Source organism: Thermococcus sp., from assembly GCF_015523185.1.
GTDB lineage: Archaea > Methanobacteriota_B > Thermococci > Thermococcales > Thermococcaceae > Thermococcus.
In genome coordinates, this window is the sequence record NZ_WAKV01000043.1 from 1 (window position 1) to 4,239 (window position 4,239).

Here is a 4,239-nt window from a genome sequence, read left to right on the forward strand (position 1 = left end):
CGACCATCGTCGGGAACTCAAAGCCAAAGAGGTATTTCAGCTCGAAGAAACCTATGTGGAGAAGCCTGAAGGGGTTGAGGAGGTGAACTCCTCCCCTCTTTTTGAAGGGAAAGGGGAAATCCGCAAGGACGAGTTCCATGTTTTTCTCCCCAGCAATCCAGGCGAGCTTTGCTTCGTCAGGGTAAAAAAGCTCCCTCAATTTTCCTTCAATCGGCTCGTACTTCAGCCTTGGGAAGGTATACCTCAGCCCGACCGCTTCATGGGGCAGTTTGAGCCTTTCAGAAAATCCTAGAAGTGGTTTCGCGTTGAAACTTAGAAATACGAGTGTTCTAATGTTTCCCTTGACTTCCGGCCACTTCCGGGGTGGAAACCTTTTCTCGGCATCAATAATCGGGAGCAGAAACTCAAGTTCAGTCCCCTCGACGAGCTTTTCTGCCTCCTCAAGTTTTTCCCGCTTTATCTCCAGGTCGAGGTTTGAGTAAACGGTAACTTGCTTTACGCCGAGCCTCTCCCTGAGTTTTCCTATGGCGAGGCTATTGCCTATAACCACGCTTTTGTCAGTTCTGTCGTGGGTTATTATGAAGAGTTTATCCCCTTCGGGCTCATAGCGGACTTCATCTATCTTAAAGGGGCTCTCTGGAAGCCCGTGTTCTTTACGTATCACCCTTACGAGTTCCGCTATTCTCTCTGCCGTGAACATCGGGAGAACTTCCCAAGTGTGCTTTTAAGAAGATTGTTCCATAATAGGAACAAAAATTTTAAAATTATGGAACAAACTCTCGCCGGTGGTGGCGATGAAAATCGGAGCGAAGGAAATAGCCATCTCAGGCGTAATGCTGGGACTCGCTCTCCTTCTGGACGTTGCTCCCCTTGATTTTCCAACGGTATGGGGCATGAAAATTGACGTCGTTGCGGTTCCGATAATACTCGTTTACTTCCTCCTCGGATTCTGGGGTGGGGTTTTTGCGCTCGGACTTCTCTTCCTCGGTCTCAGCGTCGTTTCATCGGCCAGCTGGCTCGGGGCCATGATGAAAACAATAGCCACGTTTGGGGTTCTTATAGGGCTTGAAGTCGCAAGGAAGACCGTTGGCTTTGATATCAGGAACCACAGAAGGCTTCTGCTTTATGGAACAATTGCCTACGTCATTGGCGTGGCCATTAGAATACCCCTAATGCTCCTCCTGAACTACTACGTTGCCCTCCCCATATGGCTTGGACTGCCAAGGGAGCAGGTAATCCCAGTAGTTGAAAAGTGGACCCACGTTCCGTTCTGGGTTGCAATAGGGCTCCCAAACGCAATACAGAGCGTTATAGACGTTTTCCTGAGCTTGGCAGTCGCCGTTCCAGTTCTCAAGAGACTCCCGCACATCGGGTTTGAGGGCTCCCCATTGAGGGACTGAGCTTCTTTGAACTTTTTCCCTAACTAAAACCCTAACTAAAAATTAAACTAAAGGTTCCCAAGTATATCGTCCCCCTCAATCGTTCTTTCGCAGTAGTGACAGCGGAGCTTAAGTGGTTCTCTGCTCTCGACCCTGAACTTCGGGGTAACGTGCTCGTGATTGCTAACACAGTTTGGGTTGGGGCACCTCAGGATTCCGACTATCTTATCGGGAATCTCCACTTTGAACTTCTCAACGATTTTGTAGTCCTTCACGATGTTGACGGTAGCCAAAGGCGCTATTAGCGCGATTTTATTGACTTCCTCCTCGCTGAGATAGCGACCCTCGATCTTAACGATGTCCTTCCTTCCGAGCTTCTTGCTCGGGACGTTGGAGGCTATAAGCAGGGTTCCGCCGTTGGGCCTTGTTAATCCGAGAATCTCTATCACCTTCAACCACTTCCCAGCGGGGATGTGGTCTATCACAGTTCCCTCAGGGATTACTTCAACCTTAAGCTCTGGCATTCAGAGCACCCCCAGCGTTAATCCGAGAAGGGCCATCCTCACCGGAACACCTGAGAACACTTGGCGGAAGTAGAGCGCGTGTTTGCTCTTATCTACCTCCGGGTGAATCTCGTCAACCCGCGGTAGCGGGTGCATTACCCTAAGACTCTCCTTGGCGTTCTTGAGGATTGATAAGTTTACCTGGTAGCTTCCCTTCACCTTAAGGTACTCCTCCTCGTCCGGAAACCTTTCGCGCTGAATTCTCGTGACGTAGAGGAGGTCTAATTCGGGAATTACCTCCTCCAAGTCGGTAGTCTCGTGCACCTCGAGGCCCTTCTCGCGGAGCTCCTCAACGATGTGCTTCGGCATCCTCAAAAGCTCGGGGGAAATCAGGTAGAGCTCGACGTCGTAGAAAGCTAGAGCCTCCGCCAAGCTGTGGACGGTCCTTCCGTACTTTAAATCACCGAGCAGGCCGATTGTTAATCCATCAATACTCCCGAAAGCTCTCTTTATCGTGTAGAGGTCCAGCAAAGTCTGAGTCGGATGTTGGTTACTCCCGTCGCCGGCGTTTATGACCGGGACTTCCGCAACTTCAGCGGCAAGTCTCGCGGCACCCTCCATGGGGTGCCTTATTACGATGACGTCGCTGTACTGCTCTACCGTCTTTATCGTGTCAGCCAAACTTTCACCCTTCTTGACGCTCGTGCTCGATGCAGAGGAGAACCCTATGACGGAACCACCGAGTCTGTGCATCGCCGATTCAAAGCTCAGGCGCGTTCTCGTCGACGGCTCGAAGAAAAGGGTCGCCAGAATTTTCCCGCGGGCGTAGTCGAGCGAGCCCTTCTCGTTGAGCCCCTCTTCAAGCCTTTCGGCAACTTTCAAAACGAACTCGATATCTTCCTTCGAGAAGTCCCTTATGCTTATCACATCGCGTCCTTTCCACCCCATAAGAGCCCTTCCCATGTAAAAAACGATGGGTTTTTAAACGTTTTTTGACATCAACTTGTGGACAATAACGATTTAAATCCCCGCGGGTTTAATAACTCGGTTTTAGGGTGATGGTATGAAGACGCCGAGCGTTTACATCGCCGAGGAGCTCATGCCGTACCTCCGCGCGAAAATAGCCGAAATTCTTTACCGTGGGGGCCTTAGACAGTCGAGGATAGCCAAGTACCTCGGCATAACTCAGGCAATGGTTAGTAAATATCTCGGGGGCAACTACAGGAGACCCCCGGGAGATGTTGCAGGTCTTCTAGATTCAATCGCCGAAGAGATAGCAAGCCTAATACTCACTGGAGCGTCAAAAGACGAAATCATAGCATTCACATCGAGGAGGCTTTTCGAACTATTCTCGTCAGGAAAGTTGTGCAAACACTACGCCAAATATGCCGGGGTAAGCGAAGAGACCTGCAGGTCTCTCTTCGTTTTCGGCCACTCAACTGCAGTAGAGGATATGAAACTCGCCCTTCGGGAGCTCTTGTCACTCTCCAGACTGCCAGAACTCATTCCGGAGGTGAGGAGTAACCTTGCCTATGCCCCGCCCGGGGCCAAGAGCCCCTCAGACGTAATCGCGATTCCGGGGAGGATAACCCTAGTAAAGGGCAGACCTTATGCTCTTCCCCCCGAGCCGGGGGCAAGCAAATTTACCGCCTTGTTGATTTTGGCCGTCGCAGATAGAAACCCAGAAATCAGGAGCGTCATGAACGTCAAACTCAACGAGAGGATTGCCAGAGCGGTAAAGAGATTGGGATTTGAATACGCCGAGACTAGGACCGGCGGTTTAAGCGATGAAGACGCAGTTAAGGAGATAGCGAACATCTTTGAAAAGTCATCGCCAGATTTCGTCCTCGACTGGGGTGGGGAAGGAGTTGAACCTCTCGTTTACGTCTTCGGCAGGAACCCCTTTGATGTTGTGAAAAAGGTAAAGACCCTGCTGGAGGTGGTGTGATGGCCGTTTTTACCAAGGAGCTCCGCTTCTCAACCCGGGGTGAGATTGACCTCGTGGACATAACGGCGGAAGTTGAGCGGGTCGTTGAGGAGAGTGGAATAAAGAACGGCCATGTTCTCGTCTTCGTTCCGGGGGCAACTGGCGCTATAGTTACGATAGAGCACGAGTCCGGCCTTTTAGAGGACTTTAAGCGGACCGTGAGGGAGCTCATCCCAAGAGGAAGGGGCTATCTCCACGACAGGATAGACGATAACGCCCACAGCCATCTCCGAGCTACACTCCTCGGAGCTAGCGAGTGCTTTCCCGTCGTTGATGGAAAGCTCATAAGAGGAACATGGCAGCAGATTTTCTTCGTTGAGCTCGACGTAAGGCCGAGGCACAGGAGGGTCATCGTGCAGGTTGTTGGGGA

Annotated in this window: 6 protein-coding genes; 3 read left to right on the forward strand and 3 right to left on the reverse strand. The window is 51.3% G+C overall.

Translation table 11 applies throughout. The annotated features are described in order from the left end of the window. Nucleotides 1–700 (reverse strand): hypothetical protein (locus F7B33_RS04780; RefSeq protein WP_297073462.1); only part of this gene is annotated, 700 nt, incomplete at its 3' end. A gap of 94 nt (nucleotides 701–794) precedes the next feature. On the opposite strand from F7B33_RS04780, the gene F7B33_RS04785 reads away from it, so the two are divergent. Further along, on the forward strand, nucleotides 795–1,400 hold the full coding sequence (locus F7B33_RS04785; protein WP_297064287.1) for an ECF transporter S component: 606 nt from the start codon (nucleotides 795–797) through the stop codon (nucleotides 1,398–1,400). A gap of 47 nt (nucleotides 1,401–1,447) precedes the next feature. Here the strand turns inward: F7B33_RS04785 and pyrI are convergent, their stop codons facing one another. Continuing rightward, nucleotides 1,448–1,903: an aspartate carbamoyltransferase regulatory subunit gene (gene pyrI / locus F7B33_RS04790; protein ID WP_297073465.1), complete on the reverse strand. Its 456-nt coding sequence runs from the start codon at nucleotides 1,901–1,903 to the stop codon at nucleotides 1,448–1,450. Then, the gene (gene pyrB / locus F7B33_RS04795; RefSeq protein WP_297064292.1) at nucleotides 1,904–2,830 is read right to left on the reverse strand and encodes an aspartate carbamoyltransferase; all 927 of its coding nucleotides are present in this window, start codon (nucleotides 2,828–2,830) and stop codon (nucleotides 1,904–1,906) included. 115 nt (nucleotides 2,831–2,945) lie between these two features. Here pyrB and F7B33_RS04800 point away from each other — a divergent pair, with 115 nt between their 5' ends. Both F7B33_RS04800 and F7B33_RS04805 read left to right on the forward strand, forming a co-directional pair. Next, nucleotides 2,946–3,830 carry a thiamine-phosphate synthase family protein gene (locus tag F7B33_RS04800; RefSeq protein ID WP_297073468.1) on the forward strand — a complete coding sequence of 295 codons (885 nt, stop codon included), beginning with the start codon at nucleotides 2,946–2,948 and terminating at the stop codon, nucleotides 3,828–3,830. After that, the coding region (locus tag F7B33_RS04805) for a secondary thiamine-phosphate synthase enzyme YjbQ (protein WP_297073470.1) at nucleotides 3,830–4,239 on the forward strand (410 nt) is incomplete at its 3' end. The genes F7B33_RS04800 and F7B33_RS04805, both read left to right, overlap by 1 nt.